This window comes from Litorivivens sp. (assembly GCF_057445395.1).
The window spans coordinates 51,837-73,516 of sequence record NZ_JBVBUV010000011.1 but is presented as its reverse complement, the minus strand read 5'-3'; the positions used below and the strand labels follow the sequence as shown (position 1 = coordinate 73,516).

Sequence of the window (21,680 nt, the reverse complement as noted above, 5' to 3'; positions counted from 1 at the left end):
CGCGTCATTCAGGACCAGCCCGAGTACTTTATCCTGTTGCATCAGATTGAAGGTTTCGGCCAGCTTTTGTCTCGGAGTGTGGTCGGCGCGTACAACCACGAGATAGCCATCGATCAGTCGGGATATAAGGTCCGTATCTGGCAAATTCAGGACTTCCGGTGCGTCAACGATCACGAAGTCGAAACGCTGCCTTACGGCAGACATGAATCGAGATAATTTCGACGATTTTAGTAGTTCATACGGTGAGCCGGCTTTGGCGCCAGCGATAAGAACGTGCAGATTAAATCCCGGCAGAAAGCTTACACGAGGTTCGCCGTCTTGGCGCAGGGCGTCGTCTAACCACTCGGTTATACCTGGGCCGGAAAGCGTTTTCAGATTCAGGTAATCGAGAACCCGGGTAGAGGTATCGCGCAGGTTCAGATCAATAAGCAGAACGCGCGTATTCGGTGATCTAGCAAGGGCGCCAGCGAGATTGATGGCAGTCAGGGTCTTGCCTTCCCCTTTTTCGGCGCTGGTGACGCCAACCACGAATGACTGACTCTGACTGCGAAGTGTTTCTAGAGATAGCCGTAACCTTGAGTAGTTTTCAGCCTGGTCAGAGTTGGGGTTTAGAAGGCACACCAGGCGCGGATTGATTTGCGATTTATCGCAATCCATTTGGCCATCTTCGCTTTTGGCGAAGTTTGGCGAGACCTTGCGGCTTATCTTAGATGAGGTGGCGATATTTTCTACTGGTGTCATGGTCAATCCTGAGTTTGTGACGACGAAGTCTGCGGTCTTGACGAATACAAGACAAAGGTAACTGAGGAATTATTGTGGAAGTCGACAACGTTAAGGATGGGTGGGCGTGTCAGCTATAGGCTAGCTGGATAGCATCCAAACCATCGATTGTGCGTCATGACCAGACTGGTAGGCCATCACTGACAATGCGATTACAACAATTACGAAGCAAATTGCGATACAAGTTGCGCGTGCTGCCGATCGAAGTCTGTCTCTGGTAGTAGCGATGGTTGCTATTGTCGCCATGACCGGGACGTTGGTGAACTGGCGTATACTGTTTGCGGTATGAAAGCTACGATCCATTTGCTCAGACATAAATACCGCGTTACCACCCAAGCCGAAGGCGATAAATGCTGTGACGAGAAGCAAACCCATTTTGTTCGGCGCTATGGGGAATGCTGCGGGTATCGCAACCTCTATAACGCGTATCTGCTGGTTTTGCTGAGATTCTAGTGACTCGGCCAGTTGTGCGTCCTGGTATTTCTTCTGCAGCGACAGGTATTTCTCCTTAGCACTTTCGTAGTCATAAGCGAACCGTTTCAATTGCTGGTCTATCTTCGGTGTGCTTTCAATACGTTGCATGATGGCTGCGATGGAACGATCTAGACGCCGTTCCTCCTGTTTTAGCCTTGAGAGGTCACGATCCATTTTGTCTGGATTAATCGCTGTTCCACCGGCCATGGATTCATCAATATTGGGGTCAAGGCCTAGTTCGAGCTTCAGCGACCGGATCTCGTTTTTCAGACGAAGTATTCCAGGGTGGCTCTCCTTGTAGCTAGAGCGCATTGAAGCCAATTCCGATTGTAATCGGCGCAGCCGTAAAGTAGCAGACATCTCGGTATTCTCTGTCGCACCAGATACTATCGTGTCGCGTTCTTTGAGAATCTGTAACTGTCGCTCGCGATTGACGCGCAGGTCGGAGTTCAGCCGCTCTAGGGTGGAGAGATTCAACTGTTGCTGCTCCGGCAGTTCGCCCATGTGCTCGTTGCGGAACGCATTGATTTGTCGTTCCTGAGTAATAAATATTTCCTTCGCCTCGTCAAGTTGGTCTCTGATAAATTCTGTTGTTCTAGCAGCCTGGCTGATGCGTATTCGTTCGTTTTCAGCTCGGAACCGGCTGGCGATGTCATTCGCGACGTCGGCGACAATTTCAGCGTCCCAACCCTGATAGGTTATGGTTATGGCGTAGGTAGAATTTTGTCCCCACTGTGGCTGTGCAGATGTTCTTTTTTCAATCTTGATGTCCTTGCGCATCCGCTCTATCAGCCACTCGGGTGGGGCTTTGTCCTTCCAAGATTGATAAAGGTTGAATTTGTCTATCACCTGCTGCAGTTGAGTTCGGCTCAGTACCGCCTGTTGTATAACGCCAAGCCTCATCTCCAGCTCATTGGTCGTTGCAACTTTTACAAGCGATTCAGTAATATGGCCTTGCCCAAACAAGATGGTCGTTGAGGATCGATATAGTGCCGGCATGGTAATAATGAGGCTTGTGGCGATAGAAATAACTGCGACAACACAGCCGATAAATAGCCATTTTCGTCTTAGCCATTGTCCTATAAGCGAATCGATCACTGAATCTTCTGAAGCTTTAGCATTCATGGAAAGTAGTCCTCGACAAACGGTGCGTCGAATAAAATCGATTATCCCGTGGAGTATTCAAGGTACCAGTACGACGTCGCCGGGTAGCAACATCAGCTGGTCGCCATCACCTTTTAGCTTTGCGACCTTCTGGTAGTTGAATACAAACTCTTCCTTTTTACCGTGGTATTTTCGAATGATGAGGATCTTGTCGCTGGAGGCAAACTCGGTTAGACCTCCGGCTTGGGCGAGCGCTTCGAGTATGGATACCTGACTCTGGAACTCAAATCGACCTGGCATTCGAACTTCACCCAGTACCGACACTTTGTAGCTGTGCACAGCGTCGACGGTGACCGACACTTCGCCAGGGATAATTGTTAGGTATTTTCTTAGCGCTTCTTCCAGAACTATCTGCAATTCGGTGGGCTCTAATCCGGCGACGTAAACGTCCCCTACAAGTGAGAATGAAATCTTTCCGTCGGGTCTAACGGTAACGGTTTTGTCTAGATTTTTATTATTCCAGACACTGATCGTAAGTACATCTGAAGCCCCGATATGATACTTATCCGCAACCAGTTCGGTACTGTCAGAGGATCTGGCTTTTGTTGGGGTCGTGCACCCCGTGATCATGATCGCTACCAACAAGAGGGTCGCCGCTATAAATCCAGTGCCTCTTTGTGTTGCAAACCCGCGGGTGGCAGAAGAATAGTGCGGGCTATATAGTCTTTGTCCCAGTGATAGAAGCATGTCTCGAGTCTCCTATTTCGCGCGCTAGTTGGATAAAGCGTAGGTAATTCCCACTATCCCAACGTTTCGGTCTATGACTTCGTCGGTAATTTCGGCAAAGTCTACCGGCTGGTAGTTTCTTTCATAGGATGCTGTCAGAAACCAGGAGTTGCTAATACGGTAGGTGGCCTCGACAGAGAGTCGATATACTTTCTGCTCTCCGGAGCGTTGGGTTACTTTCGCATAGCTGGGTGTAACGGTAACCAGCCAATTCAGGCCGCTCCTGTATGAAATCGACGCGGTCAGGGTTTCAAATTCCTGGCTTCCGGTAGTGCCGGGCGCCGTTGTTTCATTGCGCTCGAAGCCGATATTTATTTCGCCGGCTTGATACTCTTTCTGCACCGAGAACATCCAATAAGGCGCGCTGCTGCCGTCGGCGGATCGTACGCCTGCACGGACAGTTGTGTTGGTGGTCGGCGTAAGTTGGTGAGAAAGCCCCAACCAGGTGGTGCCGGAACTGTCACTTGTCTGGCCGTCGGGATTGGATGGCGACGAAGCGACTTCGTCGTATTGTACATTTCTGTAAAAATAGCCGTACACCATGGTGGTTGCCGGTGTCAGCATATGCTCCATATCGATAGCGGCGCGGCGTATGTCGGTTTCCAATACATCTGATATGTTGTCTTCGGTATGGGTGTAAGAGAGTCTGCCTTTGATACGAGGACTCAGTCGGTAGTCTATGTAGGGTGTTGCAGTTAATCGCTCGGCATTGATACGGCCTAATAGCAGCCCAGGTGTTGATTCCCCGGGTACTAGGCTTAGATCCGCTGGTGTGTCTGTTTTGGTATAACCTAGATCTGCGCCAAGTGTTAATCGGGAGGTTGGTAGATATTCAACCGATGCGTCTGCAAATCGCCTGACGATACCAGAGTCTATTGTGCGTATGTTGGTGTATTCTTCAGCGTCGATACGGTAGACCGCATTCCACATCAGGTTTTGTTTTTCATATTCAATTTCAATCGATGGTGTCAAGCGAATGATTGATGCTGACTGCTTATCGTCATAGGTATAGAAGACGTTATCGTCATGGATTGCGAAAGCCGAAATTGAAGGCTTAAGGTTGTATCCTGAATCTGCGATCAGTGTGCCAGGTGCTGCGAGACTGATGGCAGCCGAGAGGCACATCAAAACGTTTCTGGTGTTTCGGGGTTTGGTATAGTTCATGTGATTCATACGGGCACCAGATCATCAAAATCTACATTCACGGCGACACTGCTTTTGAGCAGAGGAACGGATACAACAAAAAGCCCTTTTTCCGAATCCGTCTTAATCAGTATTCCTTGGGCGTTGGCCAATGCGCCGTGTTTGATAACAACTTTCGAGCCAATTTCGAGGTAAGGGTGTGGCATTAGGGGTAGGTGGCTTTCAACCATGCACCTGATCGACGCGATTTCATCCTCCGGAATGCTTGCCAATGCATTCCACCGGGTGCCCAGAATATGGGCTACACCCTTTGTATTGGATATTTCCAGAAAGGATGCTCTATCGATACGATGTTTTACAAAGAGATAACCTTTGAACATTGGGCTACTGATAGTGGCCTTGACTGCGTTAGGCTTGTTGCAGGCTTTTCGACTTTTTGGCTTTGTAGACCATTCTTCGATCAGCGGAAGAAATACGTTGTAGCCTTTCGCACCCAGCAGATCAGAAACCATGCGCTCGCAGTTGCTGCGTGTCCATATTACATGCCAACAGGCGTCGGTTTCCCCTTGCTCGTTCAGTCCGGTACAGGAGTCGTCTAGGTAGAAATTGTTGCCAGAGTGATTATGTACAGACAAAGCTTCGCCCCTTCAGCTCAGTTTAGAGCTGCGATCTGAAATTTCACTGTACGCCGACGACCCAGTGTTGAATCCGCAAGTGTTGGCGTTGTCCGAAGAATGCCGTTTACTGCGCGTGGCATTTTCCCCGGTTATGTAAAGAATATGTTACATAACGGCACCGCGCGATCAGGGGAAACCTTGAATGCGGTGAGGGAAATCCCCTGATACGTTTCCGTTTTGGTTTATTTGTTTGTTGTGCGGTGCGCTGCGTAGTGATTCATAGATTTAGACGCGATGTGGCTGAGAAGAATTTTTATGCTCAATGGGCAGATATTCTAGGTGGAAACACCTATAGTGTCTGATCGTGATGAGTGGGTAACGCACAGTTAAAGAGAGGATACTGATTTATCGGGTTTGAGATATGTCCCCTCAAACTTTCGGGCGATCAGGTCAGAGTATTGAGGGCTAGGGTGGTTGTCGTCGCGATAGAGGGAGCGACCGTTTACGGTGTTGGAGCATCTTTGTGTTGACTTGTCACACACAATATTTTCCGTGCGTAATACAGAAATTGCGTTGTGCGTAGCCAGCGCATCAAGCAACTGATTTACGCGCTTGTTCTTCTGTAGATACACGCTATAGCTTGTTGAAATATTGACCGAGTTCGTACCTTCGAACTTCCGTATTTTGGCTGCAACTTCGGGCACTTTCCAGCCTGCTTCCGGAATCTGGGAGAGCACAAGGATTTCGTTCGCAGAGGCCAGGTTAACGAGTTCGGTGTAGACATGCCGATAGACGTCCTGAGACGCGTCGTGTATCACGTAATTCGCCCAGCTATCGCCATACTCTACGCCGCCTTCCCCGTTATCAAAACGCTGGCCATCAAGGTAGAGCCGCCAGCGCGCAGCAAGGATGACCTTGGCGTCTGTCTGGTTTGCCAGCTCCCAAAATAGATTCTTCGCAAAAATGCAGTTTCGCTGCGTTGGCTGTCGCGAGGTACCTGGTACCGGGAGGCAGCCCTTGTCGATAAGCGTGATTAACGCGCCATTGTTGGCCTCTATCACCGATCTGAGGGATTTACTGACCGTTTCTGCGTGTGAGTCACCTATCAGAATAAATTTCTTTTCACGTGCGGGGGTAAAGCAAGTCGTTGTGAGGTCGCTTAACTGGTCCGTCGATCTTACTCCCTGTCGTGTGCAATGACTGGTGTCTTCCCAGTCTGCAAAGGTTTCTTGGTTAAAGCGGTGGCTAAAGCCGCCGTTGGCAAAGCCAACGGCCCCGAGCAATACACAGGCTAGAGCGAAGGTAAAAGACGTAGCGAAAATTTGCTGCCGTGAGTAGGCATTTTTATTTCTGAAAGGCTGTTCGACATACCGGTAGCTGATTATTGCGAGCAGTAGAGAGACAACGGCCAATAGTCCCATAACGGAGCTTTGCGGAAGCTCAATGGAGCGGATTCTGGCAAAGGCGAACAGCGGTTGGTGCCAGAGGTAGGCGCTATAGCTGATTAACCCGATGCCGACGAATACCCTCATGTTCAGTATTTTTCCTGCGACGGTACTTTGATCAGCAAACAGTATGATCAAGGCAACACCAGCGACGGGCGCTAGCGCATAGATGCCAGGAAATGGCGTTGCCTCATGATAGACGAATATTGGGTATAGGATGGCGGCTAATCCCAGAAGGGAAAGCAGGTTGTTAGCTCGAACGCCTTTCTTCTGAACAATAAATGCGGTTATTGAACCCGCGAATAACTCCCACGCGCGAAAAGGCGCGAGGTAGAAATTGGCTTCGGGCTCGCGCTTGGATCCCCACTCACTCAAAGCGAAGCTAACTACGGCTACCACGACGATGGCCCAGAATGTACGATCCTTGCCAAAGCGCCACAGTAAAAACAGGAAAATGGGAAACAGTAAATAGTACTGTTCTTCTACCGCGAGGCTCCATGTGTGTAGTAGTGGTTTTTCCTCAGCAGCAGCGTCGAAGTAATCGCTTTCAAACCAGAATAGGACATTGGAGGCGAAGAGTGTAACGGCAACAAAACTTTGTGAGAAATCTTTTAACTGGTTTGGCAGCATCCACATCCAGGCGAAGGGTATGCAGCACAGCATAACGAAGAATAGTGCCGGGAGAATTCTGCGAGCACGTCGCTCATAGAAATTGATAATGCTGAAACGGTCGTTCTCGATATCGTCAATAAGGATGGTCGTGATCAGGTAGCCGCTGATCACGAAAAACACGTCTACGCCGATATAGCCCCCGCTAAACAGTTCAAATCCGGCGTGAAACAATATCACGGGGACAACAGCCAGTGCCCGTAATCCGTCGATTTCCGCCCGGTATTTCAAAGCATACTATCCTTTTACGCCGTGGGTTTTGCTGGATATTCGTACCTGCAGGCTCGATGTCCGTATCGCAGCCTGATGCCGTGACTATTAGTTGACGCGCAATTGGCGATAAACCCAGCAAGAGGTTCTAAGAAAATACTAGGGTATTGTTGAGATTTACTCGACGGGGAGAACCCACTATTTGGCTACGTTAAATACCTGAATGGCTATAAAGCAGAATGGTGCTTGTGGCTGCGGCTTGGGATAAGTAGTGGCGCAGATCGCTTTTTCTGTGCAGTATTACTGCCTTACACGAACACGTGTACCATCTTCTATTGAGCTGTCAGGGTGAAGGATGACCTGTGTCCCCGGTTCGATACCCGTTAGAATCTGGGCGTAGAGACCGCTGCGTTCTCCGACGGAAACTTGCTTGAACCGTGCAACTCGACCGTCTAGCACGTAGAGGCCCCAATTGCCGCCGGAGCGGAAAACCGCAGCGTTGGGCACCTGCAATACGTCGTCTGCTTGCCACAATTTAAATCGTGCTTCTACCCGATAGCCATCGCCAAGTCGCTGCCAGTATTCGTATGGGCTAGTGATATCGAGGATCACCCATACCCGCTGTTCCTCGACGCCAAGTGCTGAAACCTTTGTAAAACCCACCGGTTCAATAAGCCTGACGACGGCGTCAATCGGTTCGCCGCCCCAGCGGTCAATGAGGACCCGGGTACCAGCTCGAACACGTATAGCATCAAAGCTTAGCATATCGACTGCCACTTCCAGTGCGCGGGGATCACCCAGTTCCAGTAATGCTGTACCCGCGGATACGACACCCTCACTCTGCTTGTGCAGGCTCAACACGGCACCTGTTATGGGCGATACGATTGGTACCAGTTCTTTGGGTGCGCTATCGATCTCACTGGCGGAGTATTTAAGGAGCGTGGAAGCGCCATCAAGTTCATGCTTGGCGACATCGACCGCGAAGGTGGCTGATCGTAGTTGCGCGTCGGCGCGTCGCATCTCAGTTCGCGACAGTGACAGCTGTTCAGCGGATACTGCGCCGGTCTGCTCGAGCTTTTTTCTGCGCGCGAACTCTGTCCGCGCATATTCGGCATCGGCCTTTGAGGCCTCAAGACGCTCTTGGGCAGCCATCAATCCGGCGCGAGCGGCCGCTACGCGGGCTTCTGCTTCAGCTCTGCTGCGAGAATCAAGCACGGTTGAGCGCAGTGGCTCAAGTTCGGCCAACACTTGTTGTGGTGTAACGGAGTCGCCGACATTCAGTGTGATCCGGCGCAGGAAACCATTGACGGGGGCGGAAACCAGATAGCGATCTTTGACGCGAGTATGCCCTTCATTGTCAATGGTGACTTCCATTGGTGCGCGTCGAGCATAAGCGCTTTCTATCAACACCGGCTGCGGACGCAACCCCATAAACAGTGCGAAGCCGATCAAGATCGCCAGAGCACACCAGACAATGTAACGCGTCCGCTTCATATCTTATTCCCTTGTTTTGAGAACTGCGACCAAGTCCATATTTCGGATGCGCCACCATACGATAGCGCCTGAGGCCGCCGCAGACAGGATAACGACAAGCGCCGAAAAAGCGTAGGTGTAGGCGCTCAGCACGAGTGGAATCCGGTAGAGATCGGACGCCATCATGGAAGCCATAAAACCGCACAAGGCGGCACCGAGCAAAAAGCCAATGGGTATTGCCGCCAGTGTCAGCAAGGATAGCTCGCCAAGCAAAATGTACGCTACTTCGCCGCGGGTATAGCCGAGTACCCGCAGGCTTGCCAATTCGCGGCCACGTTCGGCCAGTGCGATGCGTATGGTGTTGTACACCACACCGAAAGCGATAACAGTACCCAGGATGGCGTTGATCAACGTAAAAGCCACCAGCACGCGTTGCAGTGCATCATGAAAGCTGGCGATCACACTTTGACGTATGCTGATGCCAGCAATTCGCGGGATTTCCTTCAAGCGACGATAGATATCGTTTTGGTAGCGTTCATCGATAGCCAGTGCGACACGATTGATAACGGGGCCTTCGTGTAATAATTCGTTCAGTTTGTCGCGTCGCATATAAATGGCCATATCGAAATATTGTTGTGAAAGTCCGTTTACCTGGACCATCCGACGCGGGCGCTGCCCCTCGTGGATTTCTACTTCAACTTGATCGCCGACGTTGAGGTTGAAGTTGTCCGCAAGTCGCTTGGTGAGGACGATACCTGCGCTGGGTAGCTGTATTGGCTTGAGTTCCGTATCCAGTGCGTGTTGCAAGTGGCGTTCCCGGGGAAGTCCATGAATCGAAGTGCGATACTCATGTTGTTGATGTCTTATAGTGACGGGAACACTGCGAATGCCCTCGGCATATCGGACTCCAAGTAATGCCGACAATGACGACAGCACCTGATCGGCGGCAGGTTCGATGAGTGTTAGCTCCAGATCCTGCTTTTGCGCCAGCTGAAATTGGACGTGCATCATGAGTTTTGCCGCGTCCTGCTGGAAGTTGCCAACCATCATGATGGCGCAGGCCAGTGCAATACCGACGATCGCCAGCAGCGATTTTCCGGCGCGCCGCTGCAGGTGACGCAATATCATGCGGCTTGTCTGCGCCAGTGGTTTATAGAAGCCCGCCTGCTCGAGCCATGACAAGCGGTAAGTAGGCGGATTTTCAGGTCGCATACCCTCGGCAGGCGCAATATTGGCGGCATGCAATACTGCGCGGAGGCTGCCGACCAGAGCAAATGCTGTGGTGATGAGTACGACCGCCAGCACCATCGTGGGGTCAACCTGGTATAGCAATACTGGAAAGCGATAGAACTCTGTGTACAGGGATGTCATACCACGCCCCAGCCATGCACCCGCACCGACGCCAGTGCCGATACCCAGTATGGAGATCAGGATCACCAGTTTGGCGTAATGCCAGGCGATTGCCCCGGTGCTATAACCAAAGGCTTTGAGCACGGCAACGAGATCACGTTGTGTGGACACCAATCGCGCCACAACAACGTTGATCAGGAAAACAGCAACACTCAAAAAAATCGCGGGAAAGAGGTAAGCCATCATCTTCAACCCATTGAACTCTTCTCGCAGGAAGCGGTTTGAAAGCTGAAGATCGCGGCCATAGGCACCTTGTCCACCATACGGTTGGAGCATGGGATCAAGCTGATCAATGATGTCCTGAATAGTCGCCTGCGGCTGAACCTGAATAACGATGTCATTAAATGCGCCCTCCATATTGAAAGCCGTAGCAAGGCGCTGCTCGGGCATCCACATGACGCCGAAACGGGCAAAGTCAGGCATGATCGATCCGGGCGGAATCTGGTAAATATATTCAGGGGAAAGAGCGATCCCGACGACAGTAAGCTCGCGCTTTCGGCCATTGATAACCGCCTGAATGGCAGCGCCGGATGAAAGGTTGTGCGCTGCGGCAAAAGTATCACTGATCAGAACTTCGTCACGTCGGCTGTCCGGCATGCGTCCAGCGGCTATATGCAGTCGGTTCAGCCGAGGCCCTGCAGCAGGTATGGAGACCAATACGCCGGATATCGGATCACTAAAATCCGGCAGGCTGAGATTAACTTGAGCGACCACCCGTGGCTCCACCGATGCAATACCGGGTAAGGCCTCAATCCGCCTTGCTAGCGACTTGGGGGCGCGCTTCAGGTTGGCGAAAATATCCGCAAAGCCGTGCTCCCGATAGTAGGTATCGCGCGTAGTCAGCAGAGAATCATAGGTAGACAGACTCATTACGCAGACCGATACGCCGCCGGCCATAACCAGAGCAATCGCCAACACCTGCCCTCGAAGATGCCAGAGTTCGCGCCACAGTTTGAGTGTAAGCGCTCGCATCACCAGCTAACCTCGGCTGGCTTAAGTGGGTGTGCGTTATGATGGATATCGGTGATGCGGCCGTCGCCCAGTAAAATGACGCGGTCTGCGATTGCTGCAATTCCAGCGTTGTGGGTAATAATGGCCGTTGTGGTTCCCAACTCCTTGTTCGCCCGAACCAGCGCGTCCAACACAACGGTGCCAGTTTTCGAGTCCAGGGCCCCCGTGGGTTCGTCGCATAGCAGTACTTTCGGATTTTTGGCGATGGCGCGAGCGATGGCCACTCGCTGTTGTTCACCCCCAGACATTTGGGCCGGGAAATGGTTAAGCCGCTCCTGGAGGCCAACGAGACCAAGGGCATCATCCGGGCGCATCGGGTTTGCGGCAATCTCGGTAACCACCGCCACATTTTCCCGCGCCGTGAGGCTTGGAATTAGGTTGTAGAATTGAAAGACAAAACCCACATGGTCGCGGCGGTAGCGCGTCAGTTCTCTATCCCGAACATTTGTCAGGCTCTGGCCGCAATAACTGACCTCGCCCTTTGTTGCTGTATCCAATCCGCCAAGAATATTCAGAAGGGTGGATTTGCCGGAGCCGGACGCCCCCAGCAGGACAACCAACTCGCCTGCAAAGAGATCGAGATCGACCCCGCGTAACGCATGCACTACCACCTCGCCCATGGGGTAAGATTTGGTGACATTGCGGGCGCAGAAAACCCGTTCTGGAGGTGTTGGTTCGATAGTCCGACTCTCCTCGTTATCCCTTCAGTGTAGATCAGCTTGGCGTGTGCGCGTATTTTGGTGGGCTAATATTGAGCCTGTATCAGGCGTTTGGTACACTACCGCGCCCTGCCGCAGGGCAGGGTCCCGCTATGTGTCGGAGTGTAGCTCAGCTTGGTAGAGCACTGTCTTCGGGAGGCAGGGGTCGGAGGTTCAAATCCTCTCACTCCGACCAGTAAAATCAAAAAGTTATTTTCTTAGCGTACTAGCGCGTTTCATTGCCTGTCATCACTGTTGCCCCTGTGTATTACCGCGGCGAACGTGTTTAGCTAACTATAAGATGCAAAGATCAGTTGAGTGGGCTTTCCTGTCGGTCGGCTCGGCTTCATATTTCTGCTTAGTAAGGTGGTGGACCATTTTCCCTGGCATCGATGAGGCTGGAGCGAGCCCGTTGTTGTCGCTTCGCTTTAATTGACACTGGGTATGCTTATAGAACTGACTGCGGTAGCTGGTGATATTGTGACATGCAGACGATGCTGCCCAGTGGGAAAGCAGGTACCTTAAATAGGATCAGCTAGCCAGGTTATCCCTCTATCAGGCTCAAGAATGTAGCGCACGCAGAGTTCCCGCCCTGCAAGCGGATTGTTTGGCAGTGTCTGCGTTATTTCAAAGTATAAAGCCTCTATGTCGGTGTCAATTGCCAGAAGTCTGGCAGCACTGAAGCCGAAAAATTGCCTTACATAGGGGAATAGGGCTTTGTAGATACTCTCTTTGGCTGAAAAGCAGAGACTGAGTGCTTTGCTGTAGCCAAGTGTGCTGCTATTGATAAGTGCAGTCTCCTCTGCACTAACGATCTTGCGTGTAACGCGCTCAGCTTGGGTGTCTGTCATCCAGTCAACGGCGTCTACTCCCAGTACGGATTGTGCCTCGGTGGATGCAACGACGCACAGCGCAAAATCGTCCGTGTGGGTTATACTGCCGCACATCGACTGCGGCCAAATCGGGCATCGATCTTCATTGGTACTAATGCTTGTGTTGGTAGCACCGGCCGCAGACAGCGCCATTTGTGCCAGATAACGGCCAATAAAATACTCACTGCGACGCTTTGTAACTGCACGTTTTATGTTAGACGGGCAGTCAATGCCACACTGGCTAAAGAAGCTGTCGGAAAAATGCGCGTCGTTACGCCTGGCTGCGCGCGCGATGATTGACGCTGGTGCGTTGGGTAGCACGATGGAGGTCGGTAAGAAATAGCTCGGTGTTAACTGCGTTATGGCGGGCATGCCGGGTCCCGGTTGATTGGCCTATATCATGTGCGTTGCTTAGAGAGCGACACTTTACCAAAGTAACTGGCTCTTTGTACTCAACAATTGCCGGTCTTCTATGGTTGAATAAAGCGAATTCAAAATATCAACGAGGAAAGCCGATTGTTATGGCGAAGACCCACCGGGGCGTAAAAGTAGGGAAAAGTCCGATCAGCGGCAAGGGACTGTTTGCGGAAAAATCCATTAAAGCCGGCTCAGTGCTCGGTTATTGTAAAGTAGAGAAGACGCAGGAAACGTGTGAGCACACACTCACTCTGGATGATAATTCCATGTATCGGGTGCTGTGTGATCTGAAATATATCAACCACGCAAGGCCATCAAATGTCATTTATTACGATGACTTCAGTGTGGTGGCGCTGCGCGACATTGCGCCAGGTGAAGAGTTATTGCACGACTACGGGGAAGAATGGGCCTGAAAAGGCAGAGGTAAAATCTACCCCTGCCTGGTGTGAGCTACCTAGAAGTCCGGCATCTGTGGTGCGGCCGACTTGGGCTTGTCGTCGACGCGCTCGGCTACCATGGCTTCAGTGGTCAGGATCAGTCCGGCGATGGAACCTGCGTTCTGCAGGGCAGAGCGGGTTACCTTGGTCGGGTCGATAATACCGTGCTCGATCATGTCAACGTAGTCACCAGTCTGGGCGTTATAGCCCCAGTTGATGTTGTCATTGCTGCGCACTTTGTCCAGTACCACGCTACCGTCGACGCCTGCGTTAGCGGCGATTTGACGGAAAGGTTCTTCCATCGCCCGCAAGGCAATTTTGATGCCGGTGTCCTGGTCGGCGTTTGCGCCTTTCAGATTGTCCTTGCGTAGTTGCTCGGCAACACGGATCAGGCTGATGCCGCCGCCGGGAACAATCCCTTCTTCAACCGCCGCACGGGTGGCGTGGAAGGCGTCGTCGACCAGGTCTTTCTTCTCCTTCATTTCCACTTCGGTGGCTGCACCAACCTTGATCACGGCCACACCGCCCGCCAGTTTGGCGACTCGCTCCTGTAGCTTCTCCTTGTCGTAGTCAGAGGTGGACTTCTCAATCTCGGCACGAATCTGGGAAACCCGGGAAGTAATGTCGGCCTTGTTACCGGCGCCATCAACAATGGTGGTGTTTTCCTTGTTGATAACAACACGCTTGGCTGTGCCCAACTGATCAATATCGGCGGTATCCATGCCAAGCCCCACTTCTTCGGAAATGACGGTGCCACCAGTGAGCACCGCGATATCCTGCAGCATGGCTTTGCGGCGATCGCCAAAGCCGGGCGCTTTGACAGCGGCCGTTTTCAGTATGCCGCGCAGGTTGTTGACCACCAGTGTGGCCAGCGCTTCGCCTTCTATATCTTCAGCAATCAGCAGCAGTGAGCGGCTGGCTTTAGCGACGGCTTCCAGTACAGGCAGCAGGTCGCGAATATTGCTGATTTTCTTGTCGCACAGCAGGATGTAGGGGTTATCCAATTCAACCTGCATCTTCTCCTGGTTATTGATGAAGTAGGGCGACAGATAGCCGCGGTCGAACTGCATACCTTCTACCACTTCCAGTTCGTTCTCCAGCGACTTGCCTTCTTCGACGGTTACGACACCATCGCGGCCGACTTTTGCCATCGCTTCGGCCAGAATGTTGCCAATGTCGGTATTCCAGTTGGCAGACACGGTAGCAACCTGACCGATGGCCTTATTGTCGTCACAGGGCTTGGACATTTTTCCAAGCTTTTCGGTGGCCGCAGCCACAGCGGTATCGATACCGCGCTTGAGATCCATCGGGTTCATGCCGGCGGCAATGGCTTTGTGACCTTCGCGGACCAGGGCTTGGGCGAGAACGGTTGCGGTGGTGGTTCCGTCACCGGCGACATCCGCGGTTTTGGAAGCCACTTCTTTCACCATCTGTGCGCCCATATTTTCGAACTTGTCCTTAAGCTCGATTTCTTTGGCTACCGATACGCCGTCTTTGGTTACGCGCGGCGCACCAAAGCTTTTGTCGAGCACAACGTTGCGACCTTTGGGTCCCAGCGTAACTTTGACGGCGTCAGCGAGTATATTCACCCCTGCCAACATGCGCTCGCGGGCATCGTTGGAAAACTTGACTGTCTTGGCACTCATGCTGCTTTCTCCTGAATTTCAGACTGTTCGACAATGGCAAAAATTTCAGATTCTTTGATGATCAGGTAGTCCTCGCCATCGATCTTGACCTCGGAGCCGGCGTACTGACCAAACAGTACGCGGTCGCCGGCCTTGACTGACAGACTGCGCAGTTCTCCGTTGTCGAGAAGAGCACCTTCGCCCACTGCTATAACCTCACCTTGTGTGGATTTTTCCGCGGCTTTGTCCGGGATAACGATGCCACCTTTGGTTTTGGTTTCCGCAGCGAGGCGTTTGACAACCACCCGATCGTAGAGCGGCTTGATACTCATCGAGCATTCCTCCAATTAACATTTATGTTGTTAGGGAAGGAGGCGACAGGGGATGGGTCACGTCTCCTTCTGAGCGGCTTAATGGGCGCCAGTCTGCGCGTTTTCAAGCGGTGTCGTTTAGATTATTTGAGAATAAAGAATATGCGGTTTAGATGAAATTTGTGGTTTAGGGTGCGGTAGGGGTGAACTGCCGTACAAATCCTTATTTTTCAACTAGATATTTTGGGGCTATATATTATAAAAACCTAGTAGGTCTAGCGTGAACAGGAGACTAGTAGATGCCGACTTCACAACCTATCTTCGAGCGAAACCTTGCCGACTACTTTCGTGAGCGCCTGCAGGAATGCGGCGAGCAGCTGGCGCCGCCTCCGCGGGAAGACACACTGTGGTACATGGGCAACGTGCTGGCACGGTTTGGGGACAGTGATCAGCTGTTTAGCTACGACGAAGGTGAGCTGGGAATTCGGCCATTGGCCCTGCTTTACAAAGATGCCCACGAAGCGGGCACAACGCGCGAGCGCTGTCTCATCTTGCGGCAACTAGGTGACATGGCGTTGTTCATTGGCGCGCTGTTTCCCGAGCGTTATGCCCGTCGCGGCATTCTCAAAGACTACTTTGTTGGTATGGGCGGAGGCGCATACAGCTACCTGTCTGAAAATGCGCCAAAGAATCGTCATATCTTTTCAGAGCTGGCCGAAACCTTTAGCCGCATGCTGCATCTGGTGGAACAGGCCTGCTCAAAAGAGCAGCTTTTCGACGCCTCGGATGTGTTGGGGCTGTATGAGCGTTGGCGTGCCACAGGTGATATTCGCTTGCGCGAGCAGCTGGAGGCGCTGGGGATTTGCGTGATGGATCAAGGCCAGCTCCACTGATCGAGTAGGCAAAGCGGACAAGTTTCTACCAGGCGCGCAAACACATACAAAGTTGCACACTCATAAGGTGGGTTGCTTGTCTTTTATGCAGCGTACTATCGCTGCACCCAGCCTCCGCATACAGGAAATACCTGTCCGACAAAATGGTTAGCTGCGTCGCTGCAGAGAAAAGCCGCGAATTCAGCGTCTTCGCGCGCGCCGACCAAACGGCCCAGCGGAACTTCTCGCTTTAGTCGCTCCTGAAAGCGCGGGTTGGCCTGCACCTCTGGGGGAAAGTAGGTTGGGTTATCAACAAAGTTTTGGGCAATAGCGTTTACCTGAATATTCTGCGCCGCCACTTCCACACCCAGTGCCTGAATATAGGCCAACTGCGCGCCCCGGGCAGCGCTGTAGGTGGAAGCGCGTTTCATGCCACGCAGGGCCGAGGCACTGCCCATCAAGAGTATCTTTCCCTGTCCTCGCTGGATCATGTTCGGCAAGGCCGCCTTGCAGAGCCGGGGCAGCGGGTCAACCAGCGCGGCAAAGACCTGCTGCCATTCGTCTTCTTCCACCTCAATCGCCGGGGTGCTGGGCGCTGGCAGGGCGAGATTGGCGAGCAACACGTCAATCTCGCCCGCTTCCGCCAGTAGCGCGGCGGGTTTGTCGATGTCTATCAGGCTGTCATGGTTAGCCACCACGTCTGCGCCCTGGTCTGCCAGGGTTTGGCACAGCGCGGGCCCCATGAATTCGCCAGCCTGGGTAACCAGAATTCGCTTGCCGCTCAATGGTTTGTGAGTCATCGAAAAATCCTCATGTTTTTTGCATGTTAGGGAAATAGGCGAGGTGTTGGCAAGGCGTGACACCCCAGTGTGCAAGCACTTGCGGACAGTACGGATGTCGCTGTGTCATTCGCTCATCTAAGCTTGAGGTTATTGGTATTTCAGGGATTAATCTTGTCAGATTCAGACATTGCAAAAATTATGAGCGGAGAAGCTCAATTGCCGACCATGCCCGAAATTGGACGGCAGTTGATCGCCTTGCGTTCGCAACCGGACATAACGCTGGAGGAATTGGTGCAGGTTGTGTCGCTGGATGTGGCGCTGGCTGGAACGTTACTGCGTTATGCCAACTCCCCTGCCCACAATCTGGGGGCAACGGTAGAGTCAGTCGAGCGTGCTGTGATTATCATGGGTTTCAAGGCGGTGTTAGATGTGGCGCTGTCGCTGACGCTGATCAAATCGCTGACTGAGCAAGCTGGACCGTCACTCGACTACAACCAGTTCTGGAAGCGCAGTTTGATAGCGGCTGTTGCCGCCCGTGAATTGGGAAGTGTACAGCGTGAAGAGGCTCTGGATGAGTTATTTCTGGCGGCGCTGTTACAGGATATTGGCATGCTGGCGCTGGATCGCGTTAAAGCCCATGTGTACGAGACATTGGCCGACGGTCAATGCAACCATGAGCAGGTGTGCGCGACCGAGATGGCGTCGCTGGGGTTCGATCACGCTAAATTCGGTGCCGCACTGTTGAAGAAGTGGGGGCTGCATGACCGCACGGTAATGGCCGTTGTAAGTAGTCATGACGATCAGAGTCAGACTGAGCAGGGCTTTCTTGCCTGTGTTGCGGCGTCGGGTATGATTGCCGATTTTTTTCTGGCCGGTGGTGGTAAGGTCGCGTATCAACGCCTCAGTAAAACGCTGTACCGCTATTTCAGTATTCGCGATTCCCAGTGTATGCAACTGATAATGGACATTGATATAGCCATTAACCACGCGTCTTCACTATTTTCCAGCATTGTTAAATCGACTGGCGACACCCGTGTTGATGTCGCAGCGGACGCGACGTCGATTTCTTCCAGTCCGCGTGCTAAACAACCGGAAGCTTTTGTTTCATTGAGTCGGGAGACCTACCTGGACGATGAAGGCGAGCTGGACGGCATCATGAGTAGTAAGGCCTTTGAAAACAGCCTAAAAAACAGTTTCAAGATGCTCCGTGGCCGGCCGATCAGTGTTGCGTTTCTGTCTATCAATAACCTTAAGCAACTAGAGAAGGAGCACGGCCGTAAAGTAGCTAGTTTGTTGCTCCGGGTTGTCAGTCGCAAGCTGCAGGAACAGATACGGATCGAGGACTTTGTCAGTCGCTACGGAGACACCTTTGCCCTTATTTTGCTTGGTTCTTCGATAGAAGATACTGCGCGTATCGTCGAGCGCATTGCCGAACTGTTTCGTGAGGCACGTTATGCCGTAGCCAGTGGTAGTAAGGTTGCGCTGGAGGTGAGTGCCGGCGTGGCGGGCAGCTCTGGCGAACTGCATTTCGAATCGGAAACAAGGTTGCTGGAAGCGGCTGCCGATGCCCTGATGCGTGCCCGCAACGCGGGTAACTACACGATTGAGTTGCAAACGCCGGAGCATCGTTTGATGGCGCTGGTGGGCTAACTTTTCCCGCTAATTTGAATCCGTTACACTGCCTTCGCTGCGGCCTAGCCGTGGCTTCATGTCAAACGGATAAAGGAAAGCTGTGATGGAAATTGTAAAGCGTACCAGCGAGTACACCATTGTGAAAAAGCGCAATGGTCGTTTTGGTGTTCAGGGTAAAGGCCGAAGCTGGATCAATGCAGAAGAGAAAGTGCGGATTCTTAAAGACGCTGGTCTGATCAAGGCGCCGGAGCCCAAACCTGCAGAGCCTGAAGAGGCGCCAGCTGAAGAAGAGGGCGCAGCCGGTGAAGAAAACGCTGAGTAACCCAGTGATGTAAAAAACGACGTAGCAAAAGGGCGACCATCGTGTCGCCCTTTTTATGCGCTTGCCGCGCAAAACGTGAAACTGAAATGGCTCAATACAGCTTTTCGCACGCCAAGGCCACGCGGTCTTCGGCGCGCGTTGGAATGTTCTCCATCTGCTCAACCAGCCTGAGGTTGAACAGCAGGCCGCGACCTGTGGCCAACTGTACGTTAAGCCCGGGACGAGCATTCAGTTCCAGCATCAGTGGTCCCTTGTCCCGGTCGATCACCAGGTCGACGCCAATATAGTTCAGCCCCACCATTTCCGAGCAACGCGCAGCAAGTGTCATGATAGTTTCCCAGTAGGGCAGTTGCAGACCGTCGATGGGCTGGAGGGTGTCCGGGTGGACTTTGGTCACGTCATTGGCGCGCACGCCGCTGCGGGTTATCCCTGTTTTGATATCAATGCCGACTCCGATGGCGCCCTGATGAAGGTTGGCCTTGCCGTCGGAATCCCTTGTCGGCAAGCGCAGCATGGAAGCCACCGGCACGCCGCGAAACACAATCACCCGAATATCCGGCACGCCCTGGTAGCTGATGGCGTCAAAGAAGGGGTCGCTTTCCACCCGATACTCGATAATCGCGGTATCGGGTACACCGCCTAGACTGTACATGCCACTGAGAATGTTGGAGGTGTAGCGCTGTACCTGCAGGCTGCTCATAATCTGGCCGCTGGCTTTGGCAAAGTGGTCGCCAATACGGCTGGTGACCACTAGTACGCCGTTGCCGCCGCTGCCGTTGTTGGGTTTGATAACAAAACTGCTGTACGGCTTGAGCGTATCGCTCAGGTTGCGTACATCGTGTTCGATTTCCACGGTGGCGTAGAGCTCGGGTACGGCAATATTGTTTTCAATTGCCAGCAGTTTGGTGCGTTTCTTATCGTCTACGAGTGGAAACTGGTTGCGCGGATTGTAGGGCATGATGAACTCGGCATTGCGCTGGTTAATACCGACAATGCCGCGCTCACGCAGGCGCCTGGCCCAGGTAATCATGATTTCGGCTCCGGTGGGTCAAACTTGAGTGCCGCGCGAAAGCGCCACAGTTCCGTGAGCCGATAGCCGGTATAGCGGCCAAACAGCAAAGTGATCGCCAGCATGCATAGCAGCAGCTCCGGAAACACGAAAAACATATGAACAAGAATGTCGTTGGTCATCAGCAGGTAGCCGAGCACCGCGGTGAACAGACTGCCGGCACCTTCTTTCATGGCATCGCCGGCGCCGAGTTCTTCCCAGACGATGGACATGCGTTCAATGGTCATGGCCATGATAACCATCGGGAACAGCGCTACTGACATGGCGCGGGTGCCACCGAAATAGTGCGTCAGTATGCTGATGAGAATCATCATGATCACCACGATAATCAGCACCGACGCTAGCCTCGGTACCAGCAGTAGCATCAGCCGATCCAGATAAAATCGAATTGAGAGCCCCACAGCGATCATCAAGGTAAATAAAATGATCCCCCATAATAACTGGGTCTCCCGAAAGGCCAGTGCAATCAGGACGGGCATAAAGGTACCAAAGGTGCGTATGCCTACCACATTGCGCAAAATGACAACCAGCAGCGCGCCCATGGGTACCATCAGCAGAATGCGATAAACATTCTGGGTTTCCAGTGGCAGATTGAACAGGGAGGCATCAATGAGCGACGAGCCCATGCGCTCAGCCCGCTTTCGCGCGATGTCGACAATTTCGCGGTAATTACGAGCGGCCGAGAAGATCACCTCGGCAGCGCCAGCGCCTTCAACCCAGACCAGTGGGCCTTCGCCGATACGCCATACCAGAAAGTTTTCCGGCAGTCCGGGCTGGCCGGTGAGCGGGTTAAACGATAACCAGCGCCGTCCGTTGTGTACCTGAATCCAGGGCTTAAGTTGTGCGTTATTGACGGTTTCGCTCAGCTCCAGCCCATACAGTATTCGGTTGGGTATGCGGGAACCCTTGAGGACTTCACTGATTTCATAGACCCAGGCTTCATCATTGTTGGCGCGTCCGCGCAGCAGAGCGACATTCTCATTGGGTTTGTCCGCATTGAGTTGCAGTAGCAGTTCGCGGGTGTAGGTGGCGATATCGGCTGATTCATTGCGCACATCGTCGAGAATAGCTTTGATGGCCGAGTTATACGGCTCCGGGTAGACCGGTGCTTGGGGAAAGGGGGGAGTTGGACCAGTGAGCTCATTGCTGTTGCTGTCGCGGGCGATGGAAATCCGGTAATAAAGCGTTTGTGGGCCATTGGCACGGCGTACCGCCCAGTTGGCCCAGCGATTTTCCCGGTCGTTTTCGATAGCCAGTCCGTAGTTGCCGGAGATGTAGTCTTCATCAAGCGTGACAAAGCCAGGCGCCTGATGCGGCACTGCAAACTGTACCTTGGTGGGTTTGCCTGTACCCTTGAAGGCGATGCGAGCCTGTACGGTCCAGACCTCTTCGTCTTGTCCCGGCTTGAGTGGCAGGCCGAAGACATTCACTTTGTAGATGCAAAGCCCCAAGCCAACCGCAAACAGTATGGCAGCGAGAATTCTCAGTTTTAAGTCGCGCATTGGCTATCCCCATGCGGGC

At 52.7% G+C, this 21,680-nt stretch carries 19 protein-coding genes and 1 tRNA gene; 5 read left to right on the top strand and 15 right to left on the bottom strand.

The window, feature by feature from the left end; all coding sequences use genetic code 11:
- The 9 genes from AC222A_RS05650 to AC222A_RS05610 form a co-directional block, all read right to left on the bottom strand.
- Positions 1–741, bottom strand: a 741-nt coding sequence (locus AC222A_RS05650) for a CpsD/CapB family tyrosine-protein kinase (protein WP_486774724.1), incomplete at its 3' end; no start/stop codon positions are given.
- Between the two features lie 120 nt (positions 742–861).
- Positions 862–2,379 (bottom strand): GumC family protein, encoded by a 1,518-nt coding sequence (locus AC222A_RS05645; RefSeq protein ID WP_486774723.1) that lies wholly within the window; start codon positions 2,377–2,379, stop codon positions 862–864.
- Between the two features lie 57 nt (positions 2,380–2,436).
- Positions 2,437–3,003 carry a polysaccharide biosynthesis/export family protein gene (locus AC222A_RS05640; protein ID WP_372798370.1) on the bottom strand — a complete coding sequence of 189 codons (567 nt, stop codon included), beginning with the start codon at positions 3,001–3,003 and terminating at the stop codon, positions 2,437–2,439.
- Between the two features lie 126 nt (positions 3,004–3,129).
- A complete protein-coding gene (locus AC222A_RS05635; RefSeq protein ID WP_486774722.1) occupies positions 3,130–4,317 on the bottom strand; it encodes a hypothetical protein in 1,188 nt (395 codons plus the stop codon).
- On the bottom strand, positions 4,314–4,922 hold the full coding sequence (gene nusG, locus AC222A_RS05630) for a transcription termination/antitermination protein NusG (RefSeq protein ID WP_372747412.1): 609 nt from the start codon (positions 4,920–4,922) through the stop codon (positions 4,314–4,316). Before nusG ends, AC222A_RS05635 begins: the two co-directional genes overlap by 4 nt.
- A 368-nt stretch (positions 4,923–5,290) precedes the next feature.
- Positions 5,291–7,249 carry an acyltransferase family protein gene (locus AC222A_RS05625; RefSeq protein ID WP_486774721.1) on the bottom strand — a complete coding sequence of 653 codons (1,959 nt, stop codon included), beginning with the start codon at positions 7,247–7,249 and terminating at the stop codon, positions 5,291–5,293.
- Positions 7,250–7,528: 279 nt separating this feature from the next.
- Positions 7,529–8,722: an efflux RND transporter periplasmic adaptor subunit gene (locus AC222A_RS05620; protein WP_486774720.1), complete on the bottom strand. Its 1,194-nt coding sequence runs from the start codon at positions 8,720–8,722 to the stop codon at positions 7,529–7,531.
- 3 nt (positions 8,723–8,725) lie between these two features.
- The gene (locus tag AC222A_RS05615; RefSeq protein ID WP_486774719.1) at positions 8,726–11,083 is read right to left on the bottom strand and encodes an ABC transporter permease; all 2,358 of its coding nucleotides are present in this window, start codon (positions 11,081–11,083) and stop codon (positions 8,726–8,728) included.
- Positions 11,083–11,742, bottom strand: coding sequence for an ABC transporter ATP-binding protein (locus AC222A_RS05610; protein ID WP_486774718.1), 660 nt, complete (start codon positions 11,740–11,742; stop codon positions 11,083–11,085). The genes AC222A_RS05615 and AC222A_RS05610 overlap by 1 nt, the downstream gene beginning before the upstream one ends.
- Positions 11,743–11,939: 197 nt before the next feature.
- Here AC222A_RS05610 and AC222A_RS05605 point away from each other — a divergent pair.
- Positions 11,940–12,016, top strand: a tRNA-Pro gene (locus AC222A_RS05605).
- Between the two features lie 325 nt (positions 12,017–12,341).
- Here the strand turns inward: AC222A_RS05605 and AC222A_RS05600 are convergent.
- Entirely contained in the window at positions 12,342–13,064 is a 723-nt protein-coding gene (locus AC222A_RS05600) for a 4'-phosphopantetheinyl transferase family protein (RefSeq protein WP_486774717.1), read from the bottom strand.
- A 149-nt stretch (positions 13,065–13,213) separates the two neighbouring features.
- Here AC222A_RS05600 and AC222A_RS05595 point away from each other — a divergent pair, with 149 nt between their 5' ends.
- On the top strand, positions 13,214–13,522 hold the full coding sequence (locus tag AC222A_RS05595; RefSeq protein WP_372747406.1) for an SET domain-containing protein: 309 nt from the start codon (positions 13,214–13,216) through the stop codon (positions 13,520–13,522).
- A 41-nt stretch (positions 13,523–13,563) separates the two neighbouring features.
- Here AC222A_RS05595 and groL read toward each other — a convergent pair whose 3' ends face one another.
- Together groL and groES are read right to left on the bottom strand one after the other, a co-directional pair.
- Positions 13,564–15,192: a chaperonin GroEL gene (gene groL, locus AC222A_RS05590; protein ID WP_372747405.1), complete on the bottom strand. Its 1,629-nt coding sequence runs from the start codon at positions 15,190–15,192 to the stop codon at positions 13,564–13,566.
- Positions 15,189–15,503: a co-chaperone GroES gene (gene groES, locus AC222A_RS05585; RefSeq protein WP_372747404.1), complete on the bottom strand. Its 315-nt coding sequence runs from the start codon at positions 15,501–15,503 to the stop codon at positions 15,189–15,191. The genes groL and groES overlap by 4 nt, the downstream gene beginning before the upstream one ends.
- A gap of 278 nt (positions 15,504–15,781) precedes the next feature.
- Here groES and AC222A_RS05580 point away from each other — a divergent pair, with 278 nt between their 5' ends.
- Entirely contained in the window at positions 15,782–16,375 is a 594-nt protein-coding gene (locus AC222A_RS05580; RefSeq protein WP_486774716.1) for a hypothetical protein, read from the top strand.
- Positions 16,376–16,470: 95 nt separating this feature from the next.
- On the opposite strand, the gene AC222A_RS05575 is transcribed toward AC222A_RS05580, so the two are convergent.
- A complete protein-coding gene (locus AC222A_RS05575; protein WP_372764102.1) occupies positions 16,471–17,154 on the bottom strand; it encodes an SDR family oxidoreductase in 684 nt (227 codons plus the stop codon).
- Positions 17,155–17,307: 153 nt separating this feature from the next.
- Between AC222A_RS05575 and AC222A_RS05570 the strand changes: the two genes are divergently transcribed.
- Together AC222A_RS05570 and AC222A_RS05565 are read left to right on the top strand one after the other, a co-directional pair.
- Positions 17,308–18,786, top strand: a complete 1,479-nt coding sequence (locus tag AC222A_RS05570; RefSeq protein WP_372747401.1) for a sensor domain-containing diguanylate cyclase — start codon at positions 17,308–17,310, stop codon at positions 18,784–18,786.
- 85 nt (positions 18,787–18,871) lie between these two features.
- Entirely contained in the window at positions 18,872–19,090 is a 219-nt protein-coding gene (locus AC222A_RS05565) for a hypothetical protein (protein ID WP_372747400.1), read from the top strand.
- A gap of 91 nt (positions 19,091–19,181) precedes the next feature.
- Here the strand turns inward: AC222A_RS05565 and AC222A_RS05560 are convergent, their stop codons facing one another.
- Positions 19,182–20,120 (bottom strand): alpha-L-glutamate ligase-like protein, encoded by a 939-nt coding sequence (locus AC222A_RS05560; protein WP_372747399.1) that lies wholly within the window; start codon positions 20,118–20,120, stop codon positions 19,182–19,184.
- Positions 20,117–21,661 (bottom strand): inactive transglutaminase family protein, encoded by a 1,545-nt coding sequence (locus AC222A_RS05555; protein ID WP_372798756.1) that lies wholly within the window; start codon positions 21,659–21,661, stop codon positions 20,117–20,119. Before AC222A_RS05555 ends, AC222A_RS05560 begins: the two co-directional genes overlap by 4 nt.
- Positions 21,662–21,680: the final 19 nt, after the last annotated feature.